Raw genomic sequence first — 26,877 nt, forward strand, 5'->3', positions numbered from 1 at the left:
GTTTCGGAGCGGGGGCCGATCTCTTGTTCGGGAAAGCCCTAGTGCCAGTGGTATTCGGCGCACAGCCGGTGCGCGACCTTGTCGAAGGTCTTGCGCGGCACGATCGCGCCCTCGCGGCGAATACCCATCTCGGGGACATCGAGCACGCGGTCCAGCCGCACCCAGCTGTCACGGCCCTCGTGATCCCACGGCCCGTTGCCGATGCCGACCCAGTTGTCGTGGCGCGCGTGATCGGCATTGGAGGACAGCATCAGCCCGAGCAGCGTGCCGCCGTCGCGGCCCACCACCAGCACCGGCCGGTCCTTGCCATTGTCCGGGTCCTCTTCGTAGGGCACCCAGGTCCACACGATCTCGCCCGGATCGGCGCGCCCGTCCAGCTGCGGGCTGTAGACGATCATCCGCGCGCGTTCCCGCGACGGCACCCCCGCCGAGGAGGTCGGCCGCACGTTCACCCCCGGACCCTTGCGCGGCGTCCCCACCGCCTTCAGCGCGCGGTCCCACACCGTCGACTGCCGCACCCGTCCGATCAACTTCGGCGCCTGCTGCGTGACGAGCTGGGTCCCCTGCTCCTTAGCCACGATCCCCAACTGCTTCCCCAGAGCGTTCCACCTGCCGGCCATGACCGCAGCCTAACGGCGGAGACCCCGATTCTCATCCGTAGTGGATTCGCCTGCGGCGACGGGTCGTTCACGCCCGGGGAAGACCGGGGCGAGGACATCGGGCCCAACCCCGTAGACTTGCCGGTTGACATGCCGCTGTTTCGCCATGCCGAGGAGTGACTCCGATTAGCAGCTTCGCCGACAAGACGTTCACCGATCCCAGCCGGATCAGGAACTTCTGCATCATCGCGCACATCGACCACGGGAAATCGACCCTGGCCGACCGGATGCTGCAACTCACCGGTGTGGTCGAGGAGCGCGCCATGCGCGCCCAGTACCTGGACCGCATGGATATCGAGCGGGAACGCGGCATCACCATCAAGGCCCAGAACGTGCGGCTGCCGTGGAACGTCGACGGGGAGGACTACGTCCTGCACCTGATCGACACCCCCGGACACGTCGACTTCACCTACGAGGTGTCGCGGGCGCTCGAGGCCTGTGAGGGCGCGGTGCTGCTGGTCGACGCCGCGCAGGGCATCGAGGCGCAGACCCTGGCCAACCTGTACCTGGCCATGGAACGCGATCTCACGATCATCCCGGTGCTCAACAAGATCGACCTCCCGGCCGCGGACCCGGACCGCTACGCCGCCGAGATCGCGCACATCGTGGGCTGTGAGCCCGAGGACGTGCTGCGGGTCTCCGGCAAGACCGGCGTCGGCGTGCCCGAGCTGCTGAACAAGGTGATCGCGGAGATCCCCGCCCCGGTGGGCGACTCGGAGGCGCCGCCGCGCGCGCTCATCTTCGACTCCGTCTACGACACCTATCGCGGCGTCGTCACCTACGTGCGTGTGATCGACGGCAAGCTGACCCCGCGCCAGAAGATCAAGATGATGTCCACCGGCGCGCAGCACGAACTGCTCGAGATCGGCATCGTGTCCCCGGAACCCAAGCCCACCCAGGGCCTGGGCGTCGGCGAGGTGGGCTACCTCATCACCGGCGTGAAGGACGTCCGCCAGTCGAAGGTCGGTGACACCGTCACCACCGCCCGCGACGGCGCGACCCAGGCGCTGGCCGGCTACCAGGAACCCCGGCCGATGGTCTACTCCGGCCTCTACCCGGTCGACGGCTCCGACTACCCGGATCTGCGCGACGCCCTGGACAAACTGCAGCTCAACGACGCCGCGCTGACCTATGTGCCGGAAACCTCGGTGGCCCTGGGCTTCGGCTTCCGCTGCGGCTTCCTGGGCCTGCTGCACATGGAGATCACCCGCGAGCGCCTGGAACGCGAGTTCGGCCTCGACCTGATCTCCACCGCGCCCAACGTGATCTACCGCGTGGTCATGGAGGACGGCACCGAGCACATCGTCACCAACCCGTCGTTCTGGCCCGAGGGCAAGGTGCGCGAGACCCACGAGCCGATCACCAAGTGCACGGTGATCGCGCCGAGCGAGTTCGTCGGCACCATCATGGAGCTGTGTCAGGCCCGCCGCGGCGAGCTGCTGGGCATGGACTACCTGTCCGAGACCCGCGTGGAGATGCGCTACACGCTGCCCATGGCGGAGATCATCTTCGACTTCTTCGACTCGCTGAAGTCCCGCACCCGCGGCTACGCCTCGCTCGACTACGAGGAGGCCGGCGAACAGCAGGCCGACCTGGTCAAGGTGGACATCCTGCTGCAGGGCGAGGCGGTCGACGCCTTCTCGGCCATCGTGCACCGCGACGCCGCGCAGGCCTACGGGCACAAGATGACCACCAAGCTGCGCGAGCTCATCCCGCGGCAGCAGTTCGAGGTGCCGATCCAGGCGGCCATCGGATCGAAGATCATTGCGCGTGAGAACATCCGGGCGATCCGCAAGGACGTGCTCGCCAAGTGCTACGGCGGTGACATCAGCCGTAAGCGCAAGCTGCTCGAGAAGCAGAAGGAAGGCAAGAAGCGCATGAAGACCATCGGTCGCGTGGACGTGCCGCAGGAGGCCTTCGTGGCGGCGCTGTCGACCGACTCGGGGTCGGACAAGAAGAAGTAGCCGACTCTCCGGGCTCCCGTGCCCCGCTCCCTGTGGGAGCGGGGCACAGTACTAGAGGGGGGCGGGTTGGTGTTCGATTCCCGTGCCTGGTTGCTGCTGGGGTGTGGGGCGCCGGAGTTGGTGTTGGATCCCGGCGCCTGGTTGCTGCTGGGGTGTGGGGTGCCGGGGGTTGGTGGATGCCGTGCCTGGATGCTGCCGGGGTGTGCGGTACCGGGGTTGGGGTTCGATCCCGTGTCCGCCCCTCAGGGAGTGGGGCAAAGTAATTGGGGGCGGCGCGCTGTTCTCGGCTGCCGTCGCCGGGGGGATAGGGTGGGATGACTTCCGGTCGGCCGGTCAAAGCGCAAGGTTCGGTATGCAGGCCCAAAATGGGGCTTCCGTCCGGATTCGCAGGGTGACAAGCTGTGTGGCACACCGTTGAGCGCACCATCTCCTACCTGATGGATGTGACAGACCGGTTCTCCGGAAATAGGGTGTGAAACGAGTTTGGTCCGGTGGCCCGCGTTCGGTGCCGTCGGAGCCCTGAGAGCGGAGCCAGCATGACACGTGATCTGCCCTTCGACGATGCTTCCGGCGCCGATGAGAACGATGGTGACGCCGCCTACCGCATTGCCAACGGTGTCGCGCGCGTGGCTCGGGGCGGTGCGTACGTGACCGGTGGCGCGCTCATCGCGGCCGGCGGTAGCCGCGGCGGATCGCCCGCGATCAACCACGACAGCAAGAACGTCGGCTGGTCGCAGGCCGAGGACCCGCAGCCGAACGTGCCCAGCCCGACCATCACCTTCCCGGACCTGACCCCCGACTCGCTGCCGCAGCACCACGGTCCCGTGGTCGCGCCCGTCAACGGCGTCTTCGGGCCGCTCGGCGAATACCACGGCACCGACGCCGGACTGTTCCCCTCGCTCGACGCCATTCCCGCCAACGAGCCCTCGCACGCCGGCTTCCACGGCATGGGTCTGCCCGACACCGACACCGGCGCGTCCCTGTCCGGCTTCCCGACCTACGGGCCGCGCCCGGGCTGGGGTCTGCCCATGGACAGCGACCAGCCGACGGAATCGGAACCGGCGCAGGAGAATTCGCAGCTGCCCTCGCTCGAGCAGCCGCACCTGCCGGGCCTGCCCGGCTTCCCGTCCGGCCTGCCCGGTTTCGGGCTGCCCGGCTCCGACGGCATGCACCTGCCCGGCATGGGCCCGACGGGCCTGGTGCCCGACCACCAGCCCGGCCTGACCGACCACTCCGGCGCGTTCGACGGTATCGGCGCGGGTGCCGGTCAGGGTGGCACCGGCGTCTTCCTGGGCACCGACTGGGCCTTCGACGCCCATATCGGCCTCGACGGCGTGTGGTTCCATTCCAACCTGAAGGCCGACCTGGGTGTCGGCGCGGTCGGCAACCAGCTCGACGCCTACAACCAGCAACTGGGACAGGGGATTTCGCACATTCCGGCGAACAACACCCTGCCCGACAACGGCGCGCACGCCACCCCGGGCACGTCGACGCCGCAGTCCGCGCAGCCCGCCGACAAGTCCGGTGCCACCACCGCCGCCGGCGTGAACGGCGTTCCGGGACACGGTGTTTCCGAGTCGTCGTCCGCCGCCCCCGGTGCCGGTGCGCCGGGCTCGACGTCGCCGGTCGCGCCCTCCGGTGCGCCGCTGGCGTCGCCGTCCGCTCCCGCCGCGACGGCTCCCGCGCCGGGCCTGTCGCCCGCCGCGCCGGTGGCCCCCGCGCCGTCGAACCCGATCGCGCTCACCACGATCGCGCCCACCCCGGCCGCGCAGCCGATGCCGCCCGCCCCGGTGCCGCCGGTCGCCACCTCGCCCGCCGCGCCCGTGACGGTCGCGCCGGTCGCGCCGGTGACGGTCCAGCCGGTCGCGGTGACGCCGTTGCAGACCACCATCCAGCCCGACGCCGCCAACCAGCCGATCGCGAATCTGCTGACCACGCACGGCGGTCCGTCGCCGCTGACCGCGCCCGCGTCCGTCGCGCCCGCCCTGTTCGATCACGGCCGCACGCCGGTGCTGGCCAGTGGAGACGCGTCCACGCCCGGACACCAGCCGACCACGCTGGCGACCAAGCCGGTCCCCGCGGCCACCCCGGCCCCGAGCGTGCCGCACGCCACCCCGCCGACCAAGGTCGATCACGGCCCCACGCTCACCGTGCCGCCGATCCCGACCAAGATCCCGGGTTTGGACGACCTGACCAAGGGCCTGGACACGCCGTCGACCATCAAGCCGGTGACCCCGCCGGTGAACACCGGCGACACCGACCTCCCCACCAAGCCGCACTCGCCGTCCGACGACAACACCGGGACCCGTCCCACCGTGCCGACGGTCACCGTGCCCGACGATCCGACCCCACATCAGCCGACCGTGACCGTCGCGCCACGCCCGACCGCGCCGACCGTGCCGACCCAGCCGTCGGTCCCGGATCACGGTGGGCAACCCAGTGTTTCGGTCGCGCCGGTGCCGACCGTCGCGCCCGCGCCGACGATGCCGTCGCCGATCACCACCGCGCCGCACATCGACCCGCCGACCCAGGTGAAGCCGATCGCGGACCAGTACACCCCCGTCCTGCACGCGCAGCCGGTCTCCGCCGTTCTCCCGGTGCATGATTCGGTCCTGCAGGTTCAGGACGCGCCTCTCGGCGTGCATGATTCGGTGCTGGCCGTGCACGATGCGGGCCTGCTGGTGCACGACGCCGGTCTGTTCTCGGGCCTCGGCGACACCGGGTACGCGGACCTCGCGGCGCAGGGTCCGGGCGATCACATGCTGCTGCTGTGAGCGCGCCGGGTCATCAGGTAGCGGTGAAGAATCCCGATGTGTTGGGTCCGCTGGTCGAGCTGCTCGACCGGCTGCTCGAACTGACCCATGCCTCCGGCCGTCTCGATCTGACCGGCCGGCTGGGCATTGCCCGTGCTCGCCTGACCGATCCGCGGGTGCGGCTGGTCGTGGTGGGCGAATCCCGGTCCGGGATGAGCACATTGGTGAACAGCCTGGTCGGGGCCGCGGTGAGCGCCACCGACGGCCAGGCCAGTGTCCCGGTGATCGCCGAGTACGGCCCGCAGGCCGCGGCCACGCTGGTGACGGCGGGCGCGGGCGGCACTGCCCAGCGCACGGCTGTCGACCCGCAGTCGGCGCTGGCGGAGCTGGGGTCGGGCGAGGTCATCCGGGCCGAGTTCACCCAGCCCAGTCCGCTGCTCGCGGAGGGCTTCGTGGTGCTGGACGCGCCCGGCTCGCCCGCGGACTCCCCGGCCACCTGGTCGCTGATCGCGGCCGCCGACGCGGTGCTGTACGTCGCGGACGCGCGCGCCCCGTTCACCCCGGCGCAGATCGAGCAGTTGCAGCGCGTCCAGCAGGTGTGCCCGACCGTCGTCTGCGTGCTCAACAAGATCGACCAGTATCCGCAGTGGCCGCAGGTGCAGCAGCACGACCGGCAGCTGCTCGACGACGCTGGGCTGGCGTTCGCGGTCGCCCCCGCCTCGGCGCGGCTGCACGCGCACGCCACCGCCAACGGCGACCAGCGCCTGGATCTGGAATCCGGTGTGCCGCAACTGCTCGATCATCTGCGCGCCCACGTGCTGGGCCGCGCGGACGCCGTCGCGGTGCAGGCCGCGGTCCGCGATATCGGGCTCATCACCGACCACCTGTCGCTGGCGCTGCGCAGCGAGGCCGAGACGCTGCGCGATCCGCGCCGCCTGACCGTGATCACCGAGCAGCTGCGCCGCACCCGCGAGGAGGCCGAGCAGCTCCGCCAGCGCACCGCCAACTGGCAGGTCACCCTGGCCGACGGCGCGGGCGAGCTGATGGCCGATACCGAACACGATCTGCGGCACCGGCTGCGCAGCCTGATCCGCGACGCCGACGCCGACATCATGAAGGGCGATCCGGTCAAGGGCTGGAACGACTTCGGCGCGGATCTCGACGCCAAGATCTGCGAGGCGGTGGAGGAGAACTTCGTCATCGCCCACTACCGTTCGGTGGAGCTGGCCGAGCAGGTGGCCGCCAAGTTCCCCGAGAGCGGCATCCCCACCCCGGATCTCAAGCTGGACAATCCCGGCGATGTCGGCGCGGTGCTGGAACCCGTTGCGGCGCTGGACAAGCTGGACAGCGCCAAACTCGGCATCACCGCCCAGGTGCTGACCGCGTTGCGCGGCTCCTACGGCGGCCTGCTCATGGTCGGTCTGATCACCAGCCTGCTGCACATGTCGCTGGTGAACTGGTACTCCGGCGGCGCGGCCATCCTGCTGGGCCTCAATGCCCTGTGGGACGACCGCAAGGCCCGCCGTGCCCGCCGCCAGGCCGAGGCCAAGGTGGCGGTCGCCCGGCTCATGGACGACGTGATCTTCCAGGTGAGCAAGGAGTCCCGCTACCGGCTGCGCGCGGTGCAGCGCAGCCTGCGCGACCATTTCACCGAGATCGCCACCTCGACCCTGCGGTCGGTGGACGCCTCGCTGCGCGCGGCCGAGGAGGCCGCCACGGTGGGGTCCGGCGCGGGCCGGGAGGCGCGGCTCACCGAGATCGAACGATCGCTGGTGCGGCTGCGCGATATTCGCGAGACCGCCGACGGGATCGGCGAAAGGTCTTCGTACTGAGAGAAATCGGCCGCGAGAGCGGCCGATTTCTTTGTCGCGGTGCTCTTCTCAGCGTCCCGGGTGCGCCGGATGGAACTGGCCGGTGTGCTTGGACTCCTCGGCGCGGATCACGTGCATGACCGCGTTGATCAGCGCCAGGTGGGTGAACGCCTGCGGGAAGTTCCCCAGGTGCCGCCCGGTGCGCGAGTCGATCTCCTCGGCATACAGCTTGAGCGGGCTGGCATAGCCGAGCAGCCGCTCGCACAGTTGCCGGGCCCGTTGCAGCTCACCGATTTCCACCAGCGCCGACACCAGCCAGAACGAGCAGATGGTGAACGAGCCCTCCTCGCCGGACAGCCCGTCGTCGGTGGTCTCGGTGCGGTAGCGCAGCACCAGGCCGTTCTCGGTGAGGTCGTCGGCGATGGCGAGCACGGTGGCCCGCACCCGGTGATCGTCGGGCGGCAGGAAGCGGGTCAGCACCACCAGCAGCAGGGAGGCGTCGAGGGTGTCGCTGCCGTAGCTCTGGGTGAACACGCCCTGGGCGTTGACGCCGTTGTCGAGGATGTCGGCGCGGATCTCGTCGGCGATGTCGTGCCACTTCTTGGCGTAGTCCATCTCCCCGTGCAGCTCGGCCAGTTTCGCGCCGCGGTCCAGCGCCACCCAGCACATCACCTTGGAGGAGGTGAAGTGCTGCGGTTCGCCGCGCACCTCCCAGATGCCGCGGTCCGGATCGCGCCAGTTCTCGATCGCGGCCTGCGCCTGCCGTTCGAGCATGGGCCACAAGGTTTCCGGCACCTGCTGGCGCGACTTCACGTGCAGGTAGACGGAATCCAGGATGGTGCCCCAGATGTCGTGCTGTTCCTGGTTGTAGGCGCCGTTGCCGATGCGGACCGGGCGCGCGCCGTCGTAGCCGGACAGGTGGGGGAGTTCGGATTCGGTTATCTCGCGTTCTCCGCCGATGCCGTACAGCACCTGCAGCGGCGTGGGTTTCCCCTCGTCGTCGGTGGTGACGTCGTGCAGGAAGGCGAAGAAGTCATCGGCCTCGCGATCCAGCCCGAGTGTGTACAGGCCCCACAGCGCGAACGACGAGTCGCGCACCCAGGTGTATCGGTAGTCCCAATTCCGTTCGCCCCCGGGGGTTTCCGGCAGGGATGTGGTGGCCGCGGCCAGCAGCGCTCCGGTCGGCGCGTAGGTGAGGCCCTTCAGCGTCAGCGCGCTGCGCTGCAGGTACCCGCGCCACGGATGATCCGGGAAACGCCCGAGCGTGATCCACTGCCGCCAGCATTCGGTGGTCTGCCACATCTTCTCCGCGGCTTCCGCGAAGGTGCGCGGTGGCTCCAGATCCGCCCAGGACAGCGCGACGAAGATCTCGTCGCCCTCTTTCATCCGGGTGCGGGCCCGCGCCTCCCGGCCTTCCAGCCCCAGTCGCAGATCCGTGGTGAGCGTCAGCGTCGGGCAGCCGTCGATATAGCAACTGGCACTTGCCTGTTCGTAGACGTTGCCGCTGTATTCCCACTGTGCCGGGCCGTTGTGGTAGTCGAAGGCGGGCTCGCAGCTCATCTCCAGTTCGACCACACCGTTCACGCATTTCACGGTGCGCAGCAGCATGTGCTCGGCGTCCCAGTCCATGGGCGTGCGCTTGTGGGTACGGCTGCGTGACCGATTGTTGTGCCAGGGTCCCAGCACCAGCGCGTCCCGCACGATGAGCCAGCCGGTCTCGGTCTGCCAGGTGGTCTCGACGATCAGGCCGCCGGGCAGATAGCGGCGCGCGGCCGGCACGTTGCGGCCGTAGGGGCCGATCCGGAAGTGCCCCGCACTGCGGTCCAGCATGGCCCCGAAGACGCTGGGGGAGTCCGGGCGCGGCACGCACATCCACTCCACCGCGCCGTTGCGGGCGATGAGGCAGTTGGTCTCGCAGTCGGACAGGAAGGCGTAGTCGTCGATGGGCGGGAACACCGAATGGTGCATCCCGCCCACCGCCGACGGCAGGTAGGCGTCGGACGGAGATGGGTCCGTCGTGGCCAGCGGGTCTCGTGGGGCTTCGAGCGACTCGGGTTCGTCGTACGACTCCATGACATCAATGATCGTTCCGAACAGCCCGAATCGTCCACCACGACGTTCGCGGCCTAGGCTGGGGTCGTGCATGCGATCGCAGGATGGTGGGACGGCGTGGAACTGTGGGTGGCCGGGCTGCCCTTCGTTCCCCAGTTCGCGGTGGTGCTGGCCGCCATGGTGCCGGTCTGCCTGGGCATCGCCTACCTCCTCGACCGGATCCTGCGCCTGGTGCTGCACGTGCTCGGCCGCGATCGGATCGCCGCCCGCGAGGCCACCGTGACCACCGCGCAGCCGCGCCGCATCCGGAAGGAAGCCGCCTGACATGCCGCGCTCTCGTGTCCAGCTCGCCCTGATCGCACTACTTGTTCTCGTAGTCGTCGCCTGGTTGTTCACTCGCTGAGCGAGTTTCGGTACCGCTTCGGCGAACTCTGGGCGTACTGTGCTGACCCATGTCGACTACCGATGAAGGTCTGGAACTCGTGCTGTCCGACGAGGACTTCGAAGACGAGCCCCGTCTGATCGCCACCCACTACGCCGGTCCCGAAGAGGCCCTCGAGATGGTCAAGGCCGCCCAGCTGCTGGGTCTGGGCGTGCGTCTGAGCAACCGCATCCGCCCCGACGAGGAGGATGCCGAATCCGCCACCGAGGAGTGGATCCTCGACATCCTCGAGACCCCGCCGGTGGTCGAGGGCGACGAGTAACCCGAGGGGTTATCGCCGAGCGAGAAGCAGGGGTCCGGGGCCGATGCCCCGGACCCCTTTCTCATTCCTTGTCCTCGTTGCCCTCGCCGCGCAGCCGCTTGCCCAGCTTCGACAGCGTCTCACCGACTTCCTGGCCCACCGTGGTGACCGTGGCCCCGACATCGCGGCCCAGATTGCGCACGGTGCGGATCAGCGGGTCCTCCGACTGGTCGAAGCTCTCCTTGTACGACCGCGCCGCGTGCTTGATCTCCTCGCTGATGCGCGCGTCCCTGTCCTGTTCCCGGCGCGGGTACTGCCCGTCCAGGACGCGGTTGTACTCGCCGCTGGCGATCCAGCGCCGCAGCTCGGCGGCCCGCAGCACCGAGAACGGGTGGCTGGCCAGTTCCAGGTTCAGCAGTTTGAGCACGCCGTCGCGCAGGTCGCCCGCGCGGTCGTAGTCGTCGGCCTGGGTGAGGAAGGCCGCGTGGCTCATCTCGTCCACCCGGGAGCCGCCCGCGAGCTTCATGTGCACCCGCACCGACGCCTCCACGTCCTGCCCGACCAGCAGTCCGGCCCGGTCGCCGGACAGCTCGGACTTGCGGCTCCACTCCATCAGCGCGGCCACGATGGCGCGAACCGCCCAGCCGCCCACCGGCATCCAGCCGATGCCGTCGGCGATCCGCATGAGGTGCATGAGCATGGTCCGGTAGACCGCGTGCCCGGACAGCGCGTGCCCGAGCTCGTGGCCGACCACGAACCGCAGCTCCTCGTGGTCGAGCAGATCCAGCAGGCCGGTGGTCAGCACGATGAAGGGCCGGTCCATGCCGATGGTGAAGGCATTGGCCTCGGGCTGCTGCAGCACGAACATCTCCGGGGTGCGCTGCGCGTCGAGGATCTTGACCGCGTCCGATCGCAGCTGGTCGAGGTTCTTGAACTGCCGCTCGTCGACGCGCACCGCGGTCGCGAGGTACATGAGCCGGTGCTGCCGCTCCTGCAGCAGACCCGACAGGGTGCGCAGCAGGGTGTCGAAGCCACTCAGCTGCCGCAGGCCGACCAGTGCGGTGCGGTCGGCGGGATGCTCCCAGGCGCGCGTGGAGATGCCCGGGAAGTCCCGGCGGATACGTGCGGGCGCTGTCGTCATGGAATGTCCCCCGTTGGAAAGTCGCAGTCTCGATACAGTCTGCCGTGTGCGACCAGGGTTGTGCTCGAGACGATTTCAAACCGCCGGAGATTAGCGGCCTGACGTGCACCTCTGCTAAAGTCGCCCCGTGCTGTCGAGCGTTGTTCCCCAGGTCCGCCATGAATTGGCGTTGATCGCTGTGGGTTGCCTCGCGGTCGCTGACATTCACTGTCGCTGATCGCCGATCGGGCACTGCTGCACGTCTGAGTAGACTTGGCGCGCGCATTTTCGCAGTTCGTGTTCGTCCCCCGGCGGCCTTCGGGCCGGAGCGCCACCGTCGCGTACTTCTTCCCGTGACGGGTCTACGGCAAACGTTCATTCCCGCCGGTCGAGGTCCCACCGGCGGGTAGCCCGAAAGGTCCACGCCGATGTCCCGCAATATTCGTCTCTCTCGCCGATCTACCTTCGCCGTCGCGCTCACCGCGGTCGCGGCCACCGTGCTCACCGCCTGCAGCGGCGGCGCGGCCGACACCAAGGACGAGGGTGCGGCGGCCGGTGGCGGCGGCAACATCAACCTGTTCGCGTACTCGGTCGCGAAGGCCGCCTACGACAAGGTGATCCCGGTCTACAACAAGACCGACGCCGGCAAGGGCACCCAGTTCCAGGCCTCCTACGGTCCCTCGGGCGATCAGTCCCGCAAGGTGAAGGACGGCGCTGAAGCCGACGTGGTGAGCTTCTCGGTCGAGCCCGACATCACCCGCCTGGTGGATTCCGGTCAGGTCGACGCGGGCTGGAACGCCGACGCCAACAAGGGCGTCCCGTTCGGTTCGGTCGTGGTGATCGCGGTCCGCAAGGGCAACCCCAAAGGCATCAAGAACTGGGACGACCTGCTCAAGCCGGGCATCGAGGTGGTGACCCCCAACCCGTTCAGCTCGGGTGCGGCCAAGTGGAACCTGCTGGCCCCCTACGCCGCCAAGAGCGAGGGCGGCAAGAACGCGCAGGCCGGTCTGGACTACCTGACCCAGCTGCTGGGCCACGTGCACGTGCAGCCGAAGTCGGGTCGCGAGGCCACCGACACCTTCCTGCAGGGCACCGGCGACGTGCTGCTCAGCTACGAGAACGAGGCCATCTTCTCCGAGACCAAGGGTGACCCGATCGAGCACGTCGTGCCCGACACCACCTTCCGGATCGACAATCCGGTCGCGGTGCTCAAGAACTCCAAGAACCTGAAGAACGCCATCGCCTTCCGCGACTTCCTCTACACCAAGGACGCGCAGAAGGCCTTCGCTGAGGCGGGCTTCCGTCCGGTCGACCCGCAGGTGCGTTCGGACAATGCCAAGACCTTCCCGACCCCGCAGAAGCTGTACACCATCGACGACCTCGGCGGCTGGAAGACCGTGGACAAGGAGCTGTTCACGCCGAACACCGGCTCGGTGGCGCAGATCTACGACAAGGCCACCAAGTAGCCGGGTGACCTGCGACACAAGCGATACTCGAACCTGTGAGTGACAGCAGCTCGAACGCCGGGACCGAGAGCGGTCCCGGCGTTTCGGTAGACGACAAACCCCGCCCGATGGCGGGTAGGGGCCGAATCCGGTCCTGGTTCCGGGTGACCGGGTCGGTGGGCCCGCTCGGCATCGGCACCTCGGTGCTGTGGCTCAGCATCATCGTGCTGCTGCCGCTGGCGGCGCTGACCGCCAAGTCCCTGGAGAACGGCTGGTCCGGTTTCTGGGACGCGGTGACCGCGCCCGCGGCCCTGGACGCGCTGAAGGTGACGGTCCTGGTGTCGGTCATCGTCACCTTGATCAACGTGGTGATGGGCACCCTGATCGCCTGGGTGCTGGTGCGCGACGAATTCCCGGGCAAGGGGTTCGTGAACGCCCTGATCGACCTGCCGTTCGCACTGCCCACCATCGTGGCCAGCATCGTGCTGCTGGCCCTGTACGGGCCGCAGTCGCCGTTCGACATCCACCTCAACGCCACCCAGCCCGGTCTGGTGGTGGCGCTGGCCTTCGTGACGCTGCCGTTCGTGGTGCGCGCGGTGCAGCCGGTGCTGATCGAGGCGGACAAGGATGTGGAGCAGGCGGCCGCGTCGCTGGGCGCGGACAACTGGACCACCTTCCGCACCATCATCCTGCCGACGCTGGCCCCGGCCATCGTGAGCGGTTCGGGCCTGGCCTTCGCCCGCGCGATCGGCGAGTACGGCTCGGTGGTGCTGATCGGCGGCGGCATTCCGAAGAAGACCCAGATGGCCTCGCAGTACATCCAGCAGCAGATCGAGGTGGACCGGCCGGTGAACGCCGCCGCGGTCTCGGTGGTGCTGCTGGCGATCTCGCTGGCCACGCTGTTCGTGCTGCGGGTCACCTCCGAGCGCCTGGCGCGCCGGGAACAGGAGTCGTAGATGAAACTCGGTTTCTGGACGCGGATCTCACTGCGCACGGTGGCGCTGGCGTACATCTTCGTGTTGCTGCTGGTGCCGCTGGGCATCATCCTGATGCGCACCTTCGAGCACGGCGTCGGCGCGTTCTTCGATTCGATCTCCACGCCCGCGGCCATCTCGGCGTTCAACCTCACCATGCAGATCGTGGCGATCACGGTGCCGGTGAATGTGATCTTCGGTGTGATCGTGGCGCTCGCCCTGGTGCGTGGCCGATTCCCCGGCCGCAATCTGCTGCAGGGCGTGGTGGATCTGCCGATGGCGACGTCGCCGGTGGTGGTGGGTGTCTCGCTGATCCTGCTGTGGGGCGCCCACGGCTGGTTCGGCGGGCTGGACAGCCACGGCCTGAAGATCATCTTCAATCTGCCGGGCATGGTCATCGCCACCATCTTCGTGACGCTCCCGTTCGTGGTGCGCGAGGTGGAGCCGGTGCTGCACGAGATCGGCGATGATCAGGAGCAGGCGGCCGCCACCCTGGGCGCGTCCGGCTGGCAGACGTTCTGGCGCATCACGCTTCCGGCGATCCGCTGGGGCCTGACCTACGGCATCGTGCTCACCGTGGCCCGCGCGCTCGGTGAGTTCGGCGCGGTGATCATGGTGTCCACCGGCCTGCCCGGAAAGTCACAGACCCTCACCCTGCTGGTGAACGGGCGCTACGTGAACGATCACAACACCTTCGGCGCGTACTGCGCGGCGACCTTGCTCATGGGCATCGCCCTCGTTGTCCTTCTGCTCATGACCCTTCTAGAACGCAAGCGGGGCACTGCCAAATGATCACCGTGACCAATGCGAACAAGCGCTACGGCACGTTCGCCGCTCTCGACGACGTCAGCCTCGACATCCCCTCGGGCGAGCTGACCGCGCTGCTGGGTCCGTCCGGTTCGGGCAAGTCCACGCTGCTGCGCTCCATCGCGGGCCTCGAGACCCTCGACGGCGGCATCGTCACCATCGCGGGCAAGGACGTCACCAATGTGTCGCCGCAGAAGCGCGATATCGGTTTCGTGTTCCAGCATTACGCCGCGTTCAAGCACATGACCGTGCGCGACAATGTGGCCTTCGGCCTCAAGATCCGCAAGCGGCCCAAGGGCGAGATCAAGAAGAAGGTCGACGACCTGCTCGAGATCGTCGGCCTGGACGGCTTCCAGCACCGGTATCCGGCGCAGCTGTCCGGTGGTCAGCGTCAGCGCATGGCCCTGGCCCGCGCGCTCGCGGTGGACCCGCAGGTGCTGCTGCTCGACGAGCCGTTCGGCGCGCTCGACGCGAAAGTCCGTGCGGACCTGCGCACCTGGCTGCGCCGGCTGCACGAGGAGGTGCACGTCACCACCGTTCTGGTCACCCATGACCAGGAGGAGGCCCTCGACGTGGCCGACCGGATCGCGGTCATGAACAAGGGCCGCATCGAGCAGGTCGGCAGCCCGGAGGACGTGTACGACCGGCCCGCCAACGAGTTCGTCATGTCGTTCCTGGGTGCGGTGGCCAAGCTGAACGGGCATATGGTGCGGCCGCACGACATTCGCGTGGGCCGGGACCCGAGCATGGCGCTGGCCGCGCACGAGGGCACCGCGGATTCCTCCGGCGTCACCCGCGCGACGGTCGAGCGCGTCGTCCGGCTGGGCTTCGAGGTGCGCGTGGAGTTGCGCAACGCGGCCACCGGTGACCTGTTCACCGCGCAGGTCACCCGTGGTGACGCGGAGGCGCTGCACCTGGCCGAGGGCGAGACCGTGTACGCCCGCGCCACCCGGATCCCGGAGCTCCCGGTCTTGTAAGTGCGTCCTGTATAAGCGATTTCGGCGAGAAGTCGGGACACGCCCAACTCGTCAAAAACCTGGCGAGTCGCTCTGACGAGGGTCCGCGGCGCCGCACGCTGCCGTAGCGTGTGGCGCGGCTGTGCCTGTTCGTTCCAGAGGGGAATACGCGGACGTGACGAGTGCGGGTGGCGTACGGGTCGGGATCATCGGGGCCGGTATCGCGGGCTTGGTGACGGCGAAGGTATTGCGCGACGACGGCTTCGAGGTCGTCGTCTTCGACAAGGAGACCGCCGCGGGCGGCGTGTGGATTCAGTCGCGCACCTATCCGGGGTTGCGCACCAACAACTCCCGGGCCACCTACGCGTACTCCGATCATCCCTACCCGGAATCGGCCGATGTATTCCCCACGGCCGGGCAGGTGCGTGACTACCTGGCCTCGTACGTGGAACGCTTCGGCCTGTACCGCTACCTACGCCTGGGCACGGAAGTCATCCGGGTTTCCGAGGCGGGCAAGGGGTTCGAGGTCGAGGTGGTCGGGCCCGACGGGGTCGAGACGCCGGCGTTCGATTTCGTGGTGGTGTGCGCCGGAACCTTCTCCGAACCGAACATTCCAGATATTCAGGACGGCAACCTCTTTCGCGGTGTGATCGCCCACTCCAGTCAGGCGGTGGAACCCACCGCCTTCGCGGGCCGGCGCGTGGTGGTCGTGGGCGCGGGCAAATCCGCGCTCGACTGCGCAGCCTGGGCCGCCGAACGAGCCCGCGACTGCACCCTGGTGTTCCGCAAGCCCTATCCGATGCTGCCACGGTTCATCGGCGGACAGCCCTCGGACCAGCTGTACCTCAATCGATTCTCCGAGTCGTTCTTCCGCTACCACCGGCTCAACCGGGTCGAGCGGCTGCTGCACGGCCCGGGCAGACCCTTGACCGAGCTGGTCTGGCGGTACCTGAAACTCCTGATGCGACTCTCGCTGCGGATGCCGCGGATCATGGTGCCCGAGCCGCCGCTGCCCGGTGGCATCGAACACGGCGGCGTCAGCGAGGAGTTCTACCGGGAGGCCCGACGGGGCCGGATCCGATTGCGGCGCGGCCAGATCGCGCGCTGCACCGGCGAAGCCGAGCTCACCCTCGACACCGGTGAACGGCTCGCCGCGGATCTGGTGGTGTTCGCCACCGGCTGGCGGCAGTCGCTGCCGTTCCTGGACCGCGAACTACGCACCGACGTCCTCTCCGACGGCCGATTCCTGTTGTACCGGCACATCCTGCCGCCGGCGCATCCGCGCCTCGGGTTCATCGGGTACGGGTCCTCCACCGCCTGCCAGCTCTCCGCGGAGATCTCCGCGCACTGGCTGTCCCAGCACTTCCTCGGCGAGCTGGAGCTGCCGCCCGCCGCCGAGATGCACCGCGAGATCGACCGGGTCGGCGCCTGGCTGGCGGAGGTCATGCCCGCGCGGCCGGAAGGCTATTACGTCGGGCCCTACATCTCCCACCACATCGACGATCTGATGGGCGATATGCGATTGCCCGTGCGGCGCACCGACAATTTCGTGTCCGAGTACTTCGACACCTTCCTGCCGGGCCGCTACGCCGACCTCACCGAGGAGCGCCTGCGGCTGCGTGAGGCGCGGCGCACCAAGTTCCGGCTCCGCCGTCCGCGCTATGTGAGCGCGGGGCAGTCGCTCGGTGGCATCGCGGCGCTCACGGTCGGGTACGCCTGGCTGCGGCGCTTGCGCGGGGGAGCCGCGTAAGCGCCGCTGCTCAGCGCAGCGTCCGCAACCACCGGCGGGTATCGGCGGGGTCGATGACGTCGTCGAGTTCGAGAACCGTTGCGGCGGTGAGGGCCTTGCCCGCGTCGTAGGCGGCGTTGACCAGGGCGTCGAAGGCGGCCTGCCGCTGGTCCGGGTCCTCGATGGCGGCCAGTTCCTTGGCGAAGCCCAGCCGGACCGCGCCCTCCAGTCCCATGCCGCCGATCTCGCCGGTGGGCCAGGAGATCACGAAGCGCGGCGCGCGGAACGAGCCCGCCGCCATGGCCTGCGCGCCCAGCCCGTAACCCTTGCGCAGGATCACGGTGCCGAACGGGACGTCCAAGGCGGCGGCGTCGATGAACAGGCGGCTGAACTTGGTGACGGTGGCCTGCTGCTCCGCGTCGGGGCCGACCATGAAACCCGGTGTGTCGCACAGCGAGACGATGGGCAGGCCGTGCGCGCCGCACAGTCGCAGGAACGCCGAGAGCTTGTCGGCGGCCGGGGCGTCGATGGCCCCGCCCAGGTGGTGGCAGTCATTGGCGATCAGCCCGAACGGACGGCCCTCCACCCGGACCAGGGCGGTCACGATGCCCACGCCCCAGTCCCGGCGCAGTTCCAGCACCGAGCCGACATCCACCACCGAGGCGATGGCGGCGCGAATATCGAAGGCGCGCAGCCGGTTCTCCGGCACCACATGCCGGGCCGACCGCGGATCCGGGGCCTCCCACTCCGCCTCCGCGCCTTGGAAATACGACAGGTAGCGGCGGGCGACGTCCACCGCCTCGGCCTCGTCGGCGGCGACGACGTGCACCACGCCATTGCGCCGCTGCACCTCCACCGGCCCGATGTCCTCGGGCGCGTACACGCCCAGCCCGCCGCCCTCGATCATGGCCGGGCCGCCCATGCCGATATTCGCGTCGGGCGTGGCGATCACGACATCGCACATGCCCAGCAGGGCGGCATTGCCCGCGAAGCAGCGCCCCGACACGATGCCGATCAGCGGCACCTGCCCCGACAGCGCGCCCATGGCCCGGAACGTGGTGACGTCCAGCCCCGAGATGCCGCCGTGGTCGGTGTCGCCGGGCCGCCCGCCGCCGCCCTCGGTGAAGAACACCACCGGAAGCCGTTGCTCCCGAGCCAGTTCCAGCATGCGATCGGTCTTGACGTGATTGCGCATGCCCTGGGTGCCCGCGAGCACGGTGTAGTCGTAGGACATGACCAGCGCGCGGGCGCGATCGTGGCCGAACCGGTGGGCGTTGATCGTGGCGATCCCCGCGATCAATCCGTCGGCGGGGGTGTTGGCGATCAGATCCTCGAGCCCGCGCCGGCTGCGCTGGGCGGCCACGGCCAGTGCGCCGTATTCGACGAAGCTGTCCGCGTCGACCAGATCGATGATGTTCTCCCGCGCCGTGCGCCGCCCGATCCGATAACGCTTCGCCACGGCGGTCTCACGCCGCGCGTCGAGGGTGATCTCGTGCCGCTCCAGCACCTCCGCGAGGTCAGCGCGCATCGAATCCAGATCCACCGCGGTCGATTCCGCGGCCGGACCATCGTGATCGGCTGCCACCCAGGTCACCAGCACGGCGTGCGGATCGACCACCGCATCCGGCGCGACGGCCCGCCGCAGCACTCGCAACGGTTCCGTCGCACGCAGCACGTGCTGCATCTTCATGGCCTCCAGCACCGCGACCTCGGCTCCGGCGGCCACCAGGGTCCCCGGCTCCGCCAGCGACACCACAGTCGCGCCCATCGGCGACCGCACCGCCTGCTCTTCGTCGGCGAGCTCGAATCCGGCCGCGGCACCGAGACCGGCCGAGCCGTGCGCCGCACCGGGTGTGGCATCCACCGATCCGGGTGCGGTCGCGTCCTCGAAAGTCTCGGCACGCGCGCGTAAGTCGGGGAGCCGCCGCTCGAACCACTCCGTCGTCACGACGCCCCCGCCCAGCGCTGTCGGTCCGACCGGTGGCGTCAGCCCGCCGTCGGCGGTCTGGTCGCTCAGGCGTGTCGAAAGGTTGGGTGCGGTCTGGTCGTTCGCGCGGGCTGGTCCGTTGGGTCCGGTTTCGTGGTTGGGTTGTGCTGGTCCGCTGGGTGCGGTCTGGTCGCCCGGGTGTGCCGGTCCATTGGGCGCTGTCCGGCTGGTCGGGTGTGTCGCTCCGGTCGGCTCGGTCTGCCGGTCGACGCCGGCCGGGGTGGGGGGCTCGCGCAACGTGGACAGGACTGCGCGTAGCAGGTGCAGGTTGGTGTCGACGCCGCCGATCACCGTTTCGGCGAGTGCGTCCGAGCAGCGGCGCAGCGCGGCGTCGTGGGTCGGGGCGTGCGCGATGATCTTCGCGAGCAGCGAATCGAATTGCACGCCTTGGCGCATGCCCACCCGGGCGGCGGTGTCGACACGGACGCCCGCGCCGGTCGGGGCGTCGAAGCGGTCGATCACGCCCGTGCTGGGCAGGACCGCTCCATCCGCCGCGAGCAGTTCGGCGTTCACTCGCGCCTGCACCGCGTAGCCGCGGGTCTCGCTCTTGGGCAGGTCGAGGTCGGTCAAGGCCCGGCCGCGCGCCAGCTCCAGTTGCAGCGCGACCAGATCCACGCCGGTGACGGCCTCGGTCACGGTGTGCTCGACCTGCAGGCGCGGATTCACCTCCAGGAACCAGACATTCGCGCTCACCCCGGCCTCGACCAGGAACTCCACGGTGATGACGCCCCGGCAGCCCACCGCCTCCGCGATCCGCACCGCGTCCCGGTGGATCCGATCCCGCACGGCCGCGGGCAGATCCGGGGCGGGCGCGATCTCGATCAGCTTCTGGCGTTGCCGCTGGACGCTGCAATCGCGGTCGCCCAGTGTGGCGGCCGCGATCCCGTCCGCGACCACCTGCACCTCGATGTGCCGGGTGCGGGTGACCAGCGCCTCGGCGTACACGCGGTCGTCGCCGAATCCGGCGAGCGCCTCGGCCCGGCAGCGGTCGATGGTCTCGGCCAGGCGGGCCGGGTCGGTGACCGGACGCATACCGCGTCCGCCGCCGCCCGCCGCGGCCTTCACCATGATGCCGTCGGGATGGTCGGTCAGCAGGGCCGCGATCTCGGCGGACCCGGCTCCCGCGCGGGTGGCGGGGAGCACGGTCAGTCCGGCGCGTTCGGCGGCCGCGCGGGCGGCGACCTTGTCCCCGAAGACGCGCAGCACCTCGGGGGAGGGGCCGACGAAGGTGAGTCCGGCCGCCGCGCAGGCGGCCGCGAAATCGGCGCTCTCGCTGAGGAAGCCGTACCCGGGGTGGACCAGCGCCGCGGGCCCGCACGCCGCGGCCGCTCGCACCACCGAGTCGATGTCGAGGTACCCCGCCGCACCGCTGCCCGGCAGGACGATCGCCCGATCGGCGAGCCGTACCGCCAGGCTCGCGCCGTCCTCGGCGGTGTGCAGCACCTCCGTCGGGTATCCGAGTTCCCGTGCCGTCCGTACCACCCGGACCGCGACCTCACCACGATTCGCAACCACAACTCGCACGCCGCCAGGCTAGGGCACCGTCGCGGGTCCGCGGCGAAAACGAGCCGCCTCGCTTGTTTCTGTGTTGGGTTACCGCGCCCGGCTACTGAACCCGGGCCGCGATACCCGGATAGTCCGAGATCAGCCCGTCCGCGTCATAGGTCAGCCGGCACGCGAAGTCCAGGTCTGGTGCGGTGTAGGCGACGTGCCGCGCGCCGATGCGGCAGTAGGTCTGCTCCAGGCGCGCGACCGACAGGTCCGCGGCCCGGACGTACGCCGCGGGCGCGGAGACCGGGTGGTCGCCGAGCGGCCGCAGCCGGTGCACCGGAAAGGTATTGGTCATGGCCGAGGACTCCAGGTCCAGATCGAGGCAGCCGTTCAGGTGCGGCGCGGGCGTGCCGTCGACGGTCCACCGGCCCCAGCCGTCGGCCTCCAGGTCCACCACCCGGACGCCGTGCGCGCCGCGTCCGGTGATCCGGGCCGATCGGGTCACCCACGAGGCGTCCAGCAGCACAACGTAATCGATGATCCAGGACACGCCGTCCTCGGTGGCGGTGGTGGTGCCGCGGATCAGCAGCCCGCGTTCGTCCTCGGCGAAGAACGCGACCTCGAATCCGGTCCGCGCGCCGCGATGCCGCCACGAGGCCACTGCCGGGAACTCGTTCACTCGGCCAGTCAATCACGGCGGCGTCCCGCGGTGGGGATATGTTCGGGGCATGCATTGGGATCAGATGACGGCCACGCCGGGCGCGTTGCGGACCGCCGCCGCGCGGTTGCGCCGCGGTGTCGGGCAGCTGGAGATTCTGGCGGCCATCATCGAGGCGGCGGACGGGCCGTGGCTGGGGGCCATGGACTCCGACGGCCGCGGCACCGCCGAACTGCGCATGCACCTCGCGGGCAAGTACCGGTTCACCGCGGTGGTGACCAGCGCCGGCAAGCTGTCCCTGGCGGAGATGAACTCGCCGGGGCGGGGTAAGAAGGCGGAGCTGGTGCTGTCCACCAAGGCGGCCCAGCGCAAGGGGTGGGACGATCCCAAGGACGCGCCCAAGCCGCAGGAGTGGGTGGCGTTCGCGGTCGACTGGGTGCGCGCCGCGAGCGCCGCGGTCGGGCGACGGGATGTGGTGGAGTGGCTGCTCAAGGGCGCTGATCAGCGGCTCGCGGCCATGAACGACAGTGTCGAGACCATGCGGGCGGCGCTGGCCGAGCGCGAGTCGATGCGCGACGAGCTGGCCGCCGAGGTGGCCGGGCTGCGCGCCGAACTCGAGGCCGAATCAGCCCTCGCCGACAAGCGACTGGTCACCGGCGACGTAGCGCCAGACCGGGAGCAGGGCGTGGTCGTCGAGGGGGTCGGCGGCGGCGTGGACGGCGCCGCGCAGCCGGTCGGTGACGGCGTCGGCATCGAGACCGGACCCGATGAGGACCAGATTGCTGACCCGGGGCTCGTGGCGGGCCCAGGCGGTGGGTTCCAGGGTGATGTGGCGGCCGACCATGTGCAGCACGAATTTTCGCGGATCGTCGGCGACGGCGAACGCGAGCACGCCCTTGGCGCGGAACAGTCCTGACGGCGGATCCTCCAGCAGCGCGATGAGTTCGCGCGGATTGAGGTCGGTGTCGGAGGTGAAGGAGACGCTGTCGTAGCCGTCGTGCAGATGCCGGTGGTCGTGGGAGCAGCCGTCGTGGCAGTGATCGCCGTGACCCGGGTCGTCCTCGCCGGCCGCGCCGTCGCCGTGCAGTAGTTCGTCGAAGCTGAGCTGTTCGCCGACACGCGGGGCGCGGGGCGCGTGGGTGGGCAGGTCGAACAGCAGGCCGGGGTCGATGCGCCCGTGGCTGGTCGGATACACCGGCACCTGTCCGACCACCTCGCCGATCTCCGCGCGCAGCCGCTCCAGCGCGTCGGCCTCGACCCGGTCGGACTTGTTCAGCACCACCAGATCCGCCATCCGCAGATGCGTGGTGAGTTCGGGATGCTGGTCGCGGCTGGCGGGGAAGTGCTCGGCGTCGACCACCTCGATCAGCCCGCCGTAGCGGATCCGCGGATTGTCGCTGTTCACGACCATGCGGATCAGATTGCGCGGTTCGGCCAGCCCGCTGGCCTCCACCACGATGACGTCGATCTTCTGCTTGGGATGCGCCAGCCGGTCGAACAGCTCGTCCAGTTCGCTGACGTCGACCGCGCAGCACACGCACCCGTTGCCCAGTGACACCATGGCGTCGACCTGCCCGGCCACCAGCATGGCGTCGATGTTCACCGCGCCGAAGTCGTTGACCACCACCCCGATCCGCGCGTTGCGGGTCCGCAACAGCCGGTTGAGCAGCGTCGTCTTGCCGGCACCGAGGAACCCGGCCACGATCAGGACTGGTATGCGCCGACTCACGGCGACCACCCTACCGAGGTGTGATTCCTCGGAAACGGGGTGGCAACAACCGGCTTCTACCGTGACGGACAATTCGGACCGACCACGGGAGGTGCGCCGTGCGAGTGCGCGACATCCTCGATGCGCCGCAACTGCGCATGCGGCTGCTCCACGGGGACGCGGGGGACCTAGACCGGACGGTCGCGCGCGTCTGCGCCACCGACATGCCCGACCCCCGGCCCTTCGTCACCCCGGGCGCGTTGGTCTGTACCGGCCTGGTGTGGCGGCAGCACGCCGCCGACTCCGACCGCTACGTGCACTTGCTGGCCGGGTCCGGGGTGGCCGGAGTGGTGGCCGGGCAGGCGCTGCACGGGCACATCCCCGACGACGTGGTGGCGGCGTGCCGCCGACACGGGCTGCCACTGCTGTCCGCGCCGCAGAGCGTGCCGTTCAGCCGGATCATCGAATACCTGGCCGAGCAGGCCGCCGACGTGCGCTGGCAGCGCGTGCGATCACGAGCCGACCGGCAACGCAGTCTGCTGTCGGCCGTCGCCGCCGGGGCCGAGATCGAGACCCTGATCGCGGATTTCGAGGCCGAACAGCGGGTCTCGGCGTGGCTGCTGACCTCGACCGGAACCGTCGTCGCGGGTACCGCGGACCTGTCCGAACCCGAGATCGACAGGATCCTGGCCACCGCGCTGACCGCGCCGCGCCTGCCCGCCGTCACCGCCGGGGCCCTGCGCGTCCTCCAGGTGGGCGCGGGCGATCGAATCACCGCCTGGTATCTGGTGATCCGCCCCTCCGACCCGGATCTCGACCCCTACGGCGTGGACTTGGCCGCGGTCGCGGAACTGTACCGGCAGCGCCGCGCCGACCGGCGGCACCTGGATTGGGAACTGTCCGACCGCTTCCCGAGGCCGTTCGCCGAGCGATCCGGAGTGTCGGAGGCGGCGATCGTCTGCGAGGTCCATGCCGGCACCGCGGCCACACTCGAGGCCGTGCGCGCCGCCCTGCACGATGCCCTGCCGGATCTCGTCACCGCGATCGACGGCGAGGGCCGGCTGGTCGGCGTGACGGCCGGGACGCAGGACGGGACCGCCGGTGTGGTGAACCGCCGACTCGGTCGGATCGCACCGGCGCTCAGTGGCATTCGGCTCGCGGTCGGGGTGAGCGTTCGGCAGCCGGACGAGCCGCTCGCGGGGACGATCGGCGCGGCGGCGGCCGCGTCCACCGCGGCGCGGGAGGACGCCGCGCCGGTCAGTGTGCGTGTCGCCGACATCGATTCGGCCGTGGGCCTGCTCACCGCGGTCCCGGGCGGCCTGCAACGGCGATTCGCGGAACGGGTTCTCGGTGCGGTGCTGGAATACGATCGGATGCACAGGGCCGGGCTGCTGAAGACGCTGGAGGCGTTCCTCGGCTGTGACGGCTCGTGGCGGCAGGCGGCCGATCGAATGCATGTGCACCCCAACACCGTTCGCTACCGGATCGGGCGGATCGAGGTGCTGACCGGGCGGGATCTCGGGCGGCTCGATGATCGGCTCGACCTGTACCTGGCGGTGCGGACGCTGTCGGGTCAGACCGCGCCGGTGTAGGGGTCCCAGGCGATTCCGGCGTCCGGGGTGCCCTCGCGTAGGACACTCGCTTGGATCAGGCCGTACGGTCGGTCATCGGCGTGGAACACCTCACCGTTGTTGGGCACGTCGAAACGGCCTGTGTCATAGGCGAAGTGATGCTTGTTGGGCGCGGAGAAGCGGATCTCGGCCAGGCACGGGTAGGCCTCCAGGGCGGCGCGGCCCATCTCGTACAGGGTCTGCTGCAAGGCCTTCGAGTGCAGGGTGGCGAAGGTTTCGATCAGGGCGGCCCGGATACCGTGGTAGGCGGCGTCCCAGTCGGCGGGTGGGGTGGCGAAGCGCCAGCGGGCGTCGAGGCTGGTGGCGAGGATGCGGTCGTAGGCGGGTTCCAGGACGGTGAACGGGTCGGTCAGGAAGCCCGCGAACTCCGAGCCCGTGGACTTGAGGATCACCAGGTCCTTGATGCCGCCGATCACCCATTCGCGGCGGTCCGTGCCCCGTCCGCGCACCGTGATCGCGGCGGTCCGCACCTCGGGACCCACCCGCGTCCAGGTGTGGTCGTGGCCGCTGCCGCCGACCGGAACCCGCTGCCACGCATACTCTTCGATCTCGATGCGGGCCGAGGTCACCGGCTCGATCTCGCCGGTGAAATGCCGGGCCAGCGCGAGCCCGTAGTCCTCGATGCTGCCGTCGCCGTGGCTCTTGGCGTAGGTGTAGATCGTCTGCTTCTGCGAGTCCGTCGGCAGCACCGCGCCCTGATCGCCCACGGTGTGCGCCTCGTCGAACGCGCCGCGCAGGCACGAGGACACATTCAGGTCCCGGATCTCGTGCCGCGCGGTGTCGCGGTAGATCCGCACCACCCGGTTCTCGGCCTTCCCGTACTGGTGCGGGCCGAGCACGATCCGGCCGTCGGCTTCGCTCATGGTCGCCTCCCGTGGTCGCTGATCACTGTGCCCCACTGTGACCGACGACGGCGGCCGCACACGCTGGTTCCGCGGACAAATCGCCGCACATCGTGACCGTGACGTTTGGCTTGTCGGACAAAGGCCCACCCCGGGCGATCTGCCTAGCCTGACGAGCAACCCACCCCCGACGGAAGGCAGGGCCACCCATGACATCGCCGCATCCCGTGGACACGCGGCTGCCCTGGCATCGCCTGCTGGTGTTCGGCGTGCAGCACGTGCTGATCATGTACACCGGATGCGTCACGGTGCCTTTGGTTTTCGGCGCGGCCGCCAAGCTCGACCAAACCACCATCGCCCTGCTGATCAGCGCCGACCTGCTGGTCGCGGGCATCATCACCGTGGTGCAGAGCCTCGGACTCGGCAAGCTGGCGGGCGCGCGGCTGCCCATCGTCACCGGCGCCACCTTCGTGGCCATGAGCCCGATGATCCTGATCGCCAAGGACTACGGGCTGCAGGCGCTGTACGGGTCCATGCTGCTGGGCGGACTCCTCGGCATCGCCCTGGCCTGGCCGTTCGCGTCGATCGTGCGGTTCTTCCCGCCGCTGGTGAGCGGCACGGTGCTGACCGCGGTCGGCATCTCGCTGATCGGGGTGGCGGGCGGCCTGATCGTCGGCAGCGACCCGAAGGCCGCGACCTTCGCCGCGCCGTCCCGGATCGCCTTGGCGGCAGCGGTTCTGGTGGTCGCGCTGGCGTGCACCGTGCTGGGGCGGGGCGTGTGGTCGCAGCTGGGCGTGCTGATCGCCCTGATCGCGGGCATCGTGATCGCGGTCCCGATGGGGCTGGTCAAGCTCGAGGGTGTGTCCCGTGCGGCCTGGCTGGGCGCGCCGCAGCCCTTCCACTTCGGGGCGCCGCAGTTCCCGGTCACCGCGGTGGTGGCCATGACCATCGTGCTGGCGGTCGTGTTCGCCGAGTCCACCGCGAGCATGCTGGCGCTCGGCGAGATCACCGGAAAGCCCTTGACCCGAGCCGATGTGGCGCGCGGCCTGGTCGGCGACGGCCTGTCCGCGGTGCTGGCGGGGGTCCTGAACTCGTTCGTGGACACCGTCTTCAACCAGAATGTCGGCGCGGTCGCCACCACCCGCGTGCACAGCCGCTACGTGACGGCGGTGAGCGGCGCGATCCTGATCGTGCTGGGTCTGGTGCCGCGTTTCGGCGCCCTGGTCGCGACCGTCCCGCAGCCGGTGGTCGGCGGTGTCGGCCTGGTGCTGTTCGCGACCATCGCGGTGATCGGCGTGGACACGCTGCGCCGCGCCGACCTCACCGACCGCGTGAATCTGACCATCGTCGCCGTCTCGATCGGCGTCGGCCTGGTGCCGGTGCTCACCAAAGGCATGTTCGAGAAGTTCCCGTCCTCGGCCCAGATCCTGCTCAACAGCGGCATCAGCCTCGCCGCCGTCACCGCCTTCACCCTGAACCTGCTGTTCAACCACACCAGGCTCGGTGATCTCGCCCGTGGCGCCCGAGAACCGGCGCAGGCGTTCACGCCGTGAACCGAGGGGGCCCTGGAGACGTGTGCCAGGGGTTTCAGGGGAAGCCCCGCAGAG

Annotated in this window: 20 protein-coding genes; 13 read left to right on the top strand and 7 right to left on the bottom strand. The window is 69.6% G+C overall.

Going from position 1 to position 26,877, the window contains the following annotated elements:
• Positions 1 to 38: 38 nt before the first annotated feature.
• On the bottom strand, positions 39 to 620 hold the full coding sequence (locus tag ACFYTS_RS04510; protein ID WP_357279554.1) for a type II toxin-antitoxin system PemK/MazF family toxin: 582 nt from the start codon (positions 618 to 620) through the stop codon (positions 39 to 41).
• A gap of 155 nt (positions 621 to 775) precedes the next feature.
• On the opposite strand from ACFYTS_RS04510, the gene lepA reads away from it, so the two are divergent.
• From lepA to ACFYTS_RS04525, 3 genes are all read left to right on the top strand, one after another.
• Positions 776 to 2,623, top strand: a complete 1,848-nt coding sequence (gene lepA, locus ACFYTS_RS04515; RefSeq protein WP_357279551.1) for a translation elongation factor 4 — start codon at positions 776 to 778, stop codon at positions 2,621 to 2,623.
• A gap of 536 nt (positions 2,624 to 3,159) precedes the next feature.
• Positions 3,160 to 5,397, top strand: a complete 2,238-nt coding sequence (locus tag ACFYTS_RS04520; protein ID WP_387301304.1) for a hypothetical protein — start codon at positions 3,160 to 3,162, stop codon at positions 5,395 to 5,397.
• Complete coding sequence (locus ACFYTS_RS04525) at positions 5,394 to 7,208, top strand: hypothetical protein (RefSeq protein WP_387301306.1); 1,815 nt, start codon at positions 5,394 to 5,396, stop codon at positions 7,206 to 7,208. Before ACFYTS_RS04520 ends, ACFYTS_RS04525 begins: the two co-directional genes overlap by 4 nt.
• A gap of 48 nt (positions 7,209 to 7,256) precedes the next feature.
• Here ACFYTS_RS04525 and ACFYTS_RS04530 read toward each other — a convergent pair whose 3' ends face one another.
• The gene (locus ACFYTS_RS04530; RefSeq protein ID WP_387301309.1) at positions 7,257 to 9,260 is read right to left on the bottom strand and encodes a glycoside hydrolase family 15 protein; all 2,004 of its coding nucleotides are present in this window, start codon (positions 9,258 to 9,260) and stop codon (positions 7,257 to 7,259) included.
• Between the two features lie 66 nt (positions 9,261 to 9,326).
• On the opposite strand from ACFYTS_RS04530, the gene ACFYTS_RS04535 reads away from it, so the two are divergent.
• Positions 9,327 to 9,563, top strand: coding sequence for a hypothetical protein (locus ACFYTS_RS04535; protein WP_357089983.1), 237 nt, complete (start codon positions 9,327 to 9,329; stop codon positions 9,561 to 9,563).
• Positions 9,564 to 9,691: 128 nt separating this feature from the next.
• Complete coding sequence (locus tag ACFYTS_RS04540; RefSeq protein WP_357279542.1) at positions 9,692 to 9,943, top strand: hypothetical protein; 252 nt, start codon at positions 9,692 to 9,694, stop codon at positions 9,941 to 9,943.
• 61 nt (positions 9,944 to 10,004) lie between these two features.
• On the opposite strand, the gene ACFYTS_RS04545 is transcribed toward ACFYTS_RS04540, so the two are convergent.
• Complete coding sequence (locus tag ACFYTS_RS04545) at positions 10,005 to 11,063, bottom strand: M48 family metallopeptidase (protein WP_387301312.1); 1,059 nt, start codon at positions 11,061 to 11,063, stop codon at positions 10,005 to 10,007.
• A gap of 127 nt (positions 11,064 to 11,190) precedes the next feature.
• On the opposite strand from ACFYTS_RS04545, the gene ACFYTS_RS04550 reads away from it, so the two are divergent.
• From ACFYTS_RS04550 to ACFYTS_RS04575, 6 genes are all read left to right on the top strand, one after another.
• Complete coding sequence (locus ACFYTS_RS04550) at positions 11,191 to 11,280, top strand: Ms4533A family Cys-rich leader peptide (RefSeq protein WP_357096386.1); 90 nt, start codon at positions 11,191 to 11,193, stop codon at positions 11,278 to 11,280.
• A 190-nt stretch (positions 11,281 to 11,470) separates the two neighbouring features.
• On the top strand, positions 11,471 to 12,508 hold the full coding sequence (locus ACFYTS_RS04555; RefSeq protein WP_357279536.1) for a sulfate ABC transporter substrate-binding protein: 1,038 nt from the start codon (positions 11,471 to 11,473) through the stop codon (positions 12,506 to 12,508).
• 107 nt (positions 12,509 to 12,615) lie between these two features.
• Complete coding sequence (gene cysT / locus ACFYTS_RS04560; RefSeq protein ID WP_387302053.1) at positions 12,616 to 13,443, top strand: sulfate ABC transporter permease subunit CysT; 828 nt, start codon at positions 12,616 to 12,618, stop codon at positions 13,441 to 13,443.
• Positions 13,444 to 14,253 (top strand): sulfate ABC transporter permease subunit CysW, encoded by an 810-nt coding sequence (cysW, locus tag ACFYTS_RS04565; protein ID WP_357279534.1) that lies wholly within the window; start codon positions 13,444 to 13,446, stop codon positions 14,251 to 14,253.
• Entirely contained in the window at positions 14,250 to 15,245 is a 996-nt protein-coding gene (locus tag ACFYTS_RS04570) for a sulfate ABC transporter ATP-binding protein (RefSeq protein WP_357279532.1), read from the top strand. Before cysW ends, ACFYTS_RS04570 begins: the two co-directional genes overlap by 4 nt.
• A 154-nt stretch (positions 15,246 to 15,399) precedes the next feature.
• Positions 15,400 to 16,974: a flavin-containing monooxygenase gene (locus tag ACFYTS_RS04575; protein WP_387301316.1), complete on the top strand. Its 1,575-nt coding sequence runs from the start codon at positions 15,400 to 15,402 to the stop codon at positions 16,972 to 16,974.
• A 10-nt stretch (positions 16,975 to 16,984) separates the two neighbouring features.
• Here ACFYTS_RS04575 and ACFYTS_RS04580 read toward each other — a convergent pair whose 3' ends face one another.
• From ACFYTS_RS04580 to ACFYTS_RS04590, 3 genes are all read right to left on the bottom strand, one after another.
• Positions 16,985 to 20,464: a carboxyl transferase domain-containing protein gene (locus ACFYTS_RS04580; protein ID WP_387301318.1), complete on the bottom strand. Its 3,480-nt coding sequence runs from the start codon at positions 20,462 to 20,464 to the stop codon at positions 16,985 to 16,987.
• 82 nt (positions 20,465 to 20,546) lie between these two features.
• The gene (locus ACFYTS_RS04585) at positions 20,547 to 21,110 is read right to left on the bottom strand and encodes a putative glycolipid-binding domain-containing protein (protein WP_387301320.1); all 564 of its coding nucleotides are present in this window, start codon (positions 21,108 to 21,110) and stop codon (positions 20,547 to 20,549) included.
• A 604-nt stretch (positions 21,111 to 21,714) separates the two neighbouring features.
• A complete protein-coding gene (locus ACFYTS_RS04590) occupies positions 21,715 to 22,818 on the bottom strand; it encodes a GTP-binding protein (RefSeq protein ID WP_357279524.1) in 1,104 nt (367 codons plus the stop codon).
• Between the two features lie 98 nt (positions 22,819 to 22,916).
• Between ACFYTS_RS04590 and ACFYTS_RS04595 the strand changes: the two genes are divergently transcribed.
• On the top strand, positions 22,917 to 24,389 hold the full coding sequence (locus ACFYTS_RS04595) for a PucR family transcriptional regulator (protein ID WP_387301322.1): 1,473 nt from the start codon (positions 22,917 to 22,919) through the stop codon (positions 24,387 to 24,389).
• Here the strand turns inward: ACFYTS_RS04595 and pucL are convergent.
• Complete coding sequence (gene pucL, locus ACFYTS_RS04600) at positions 24,371 to 25,291, bottom strand: factor-independent urate hydroxylase (RefSeq protein WP_387301324.1); 921 nt, start codon at positions 25,289 to 25,291, stop codon at positions 24,371 to 24,373. The genes ACFYTS_RS04595 and pucL overlap by 19 nt on opposite strands.
• Positions 25,292 to 25,479: 188 nt before the next feature.
• Here pucL and ACFYTS_RS04605 point away from each other — a divergent pair, with 188 nt between their 5' ends.
• Positions 25,480 to 26,823, top strand: a complete 1,344-nt coding sequence (locus ACFYTS_RS04605; RefSeq protein ID WP_387301326.1) for a uracil-xanthine permease family protein — start codon at positions 25,480 to 25,482, stop codon at positions 26,821 to 26,823.
• Positions 26,824 to 26,877 lie beyond the last annotated feature (54 nt).

The organism is Nocardia sp. NPDC004151 (assembly GCF_042874235.1).
Classification (GTDB): Bacteria; Actinomycetota; Actinomycetes; order Mycobacteriales; family Mycobacteriaceae; genus Nocardia.